This window comes from Bradyrhizobium sp. GCM10028915 (genome assembly GCF_042666195.1).
Classification (GTDB): Bacteria; Pseudomonadota; Alphaproteobacteria; order Rhizobiales; family Xanthobacteraceae; genus Bradyrhizobium; species Bradyrhizobium canariense_D.
In genome coordinates this window covers 1-1184 of record NZ_JBHTFN010000049.1, presented here as the reverse complement: position 1 = coordinate 1184, position 1184 = coordinate 1, and the positions used below count along the sequence as shown (strand labels likewise).

General features: G+C 63.3%; 1 protein-coding gene and 1 pseudogene. One reads left to right on the top strand and one right to left on the bottom strand.

All coding sequences use genetic code 11. The annotated features are described in order from the left end of the window. Nucleotides 1-111, top strand: a pseudogene (locus ACFQX9_RS28495) (ribonuclease HII); the annotation flags it as partial. A 31-nt stretch (nucleotides 112-142) separates the two neighbouring features. Here the strand turns inward: ACFQX9_RS28495 and ligD are convergent. Beyond that, nucleotides 143-1090, bottom strand: coding sequence for a non-homologous end-joining DNA ligase (gene ligD / locus ACFQX9_RS28490; RefSeq protein WP_377791187.1), 948 nt, complete (start codon nucleotides 1088-1090; stop codon nucleotides 143-145). Between the last annotated feature and the right edge of the window lie 94 nt (nucleotides 1091-1184).

Sequence of the window (1184 nt, the reverse complement as noted above, 5' to 3'; positions counted from 1 at the left end):
AGGCTTGGTGCATGCGCAGCTCACCGGAGGTCGTTCGGACCAGTACGCAAGGCCCTCGGACTGCCGCCCCTGCCGCCGTGGCCTTCGGCATCCGAGCGCACCGCGAGCTGAACTCCAGATCGAGCGCTTCGTCTCGGCTGCATTATTTTCGCGGCCATTTCTTTTCGCGAACAACGTCCTTGGCGTTTTTGTCGGACCTCAGGCCGAGATAGACCGGCTGGCGCAGCTCGCCCTTGCTGGTCCACTCCGCGAATTTCACTTCCGCGACCAAGGAAGGACGCACCCAGGTCGTAACCCGCTCATTTTTCACCTTGCCAGGGAAGGGCGACTTGGCTGTCTTCAGCCTCACGAGCTTGCGGTGAAGCTCTTCGAGAACTTGGTGGCTGAAGCCGGTGCCGACGTGGCCAATGTACCGCCATGCATCGGCGTCGCGTACCGCCAGCACGAGGGCGCCAAAGAAGGGCCGGGTTCGCCTCGGCGCGGTGAAGCCGGCGATCACTACCTCCTGACGCTGCGCGGTCTTCACCTTCAGCCAATCGGCGGTCCGGCGTCCGGACGCGTACGGGCTGTTGGCGCGCTTGGCCATGATGCCTTCGAGATGTCTCAGCTCGGCTTGTGCAAAGAACTTTGTGCCGCTGCCTTTGCGGTGGTTGCTGAACGCGATCAGCTTGTGGCGCGGCAGGAGGGCCTTGAGCCGCTTCTTGCGCTCGAGAAGCGGCAGCGCGCGCAGGTCCTCGCCCGCTGCGAACATGAGGTCGAACGCGCAGTACAAAAGCTTGGCCTCGTGACGCAGGGCGTTTTGAAGCAACTGGAAATGGGATACGCCGTCCTTCCCGATCGCAACGAGCTCGCCATCGATCACGGCGTCCGCCTTCACTCCCTCAAGTGCTTTCGCGACCTCGACATAGGAGTGGCTGATGATCTTCCCGTTGCGGCTGTAGAGCGCGACCCGACCACGCCGGATTTCCGCGACCATGCGGAAACCATCGAATTTGTCCTCGAAGACCCAATCGGGATCGTCGAACGGCGCATCCGCAAGCGTGGCCAACATGGGCTGCAGACGATAAGGCAGGGTCGATCTGCGGGCCATGGTAGGCTCTTTCTACACGGCCGGCAGAGGCCGAAACGAGGAGGACGGAGGGCGAGCCCGCGCGGTATCACCAGCCGCGACCATCCCGCCGGCC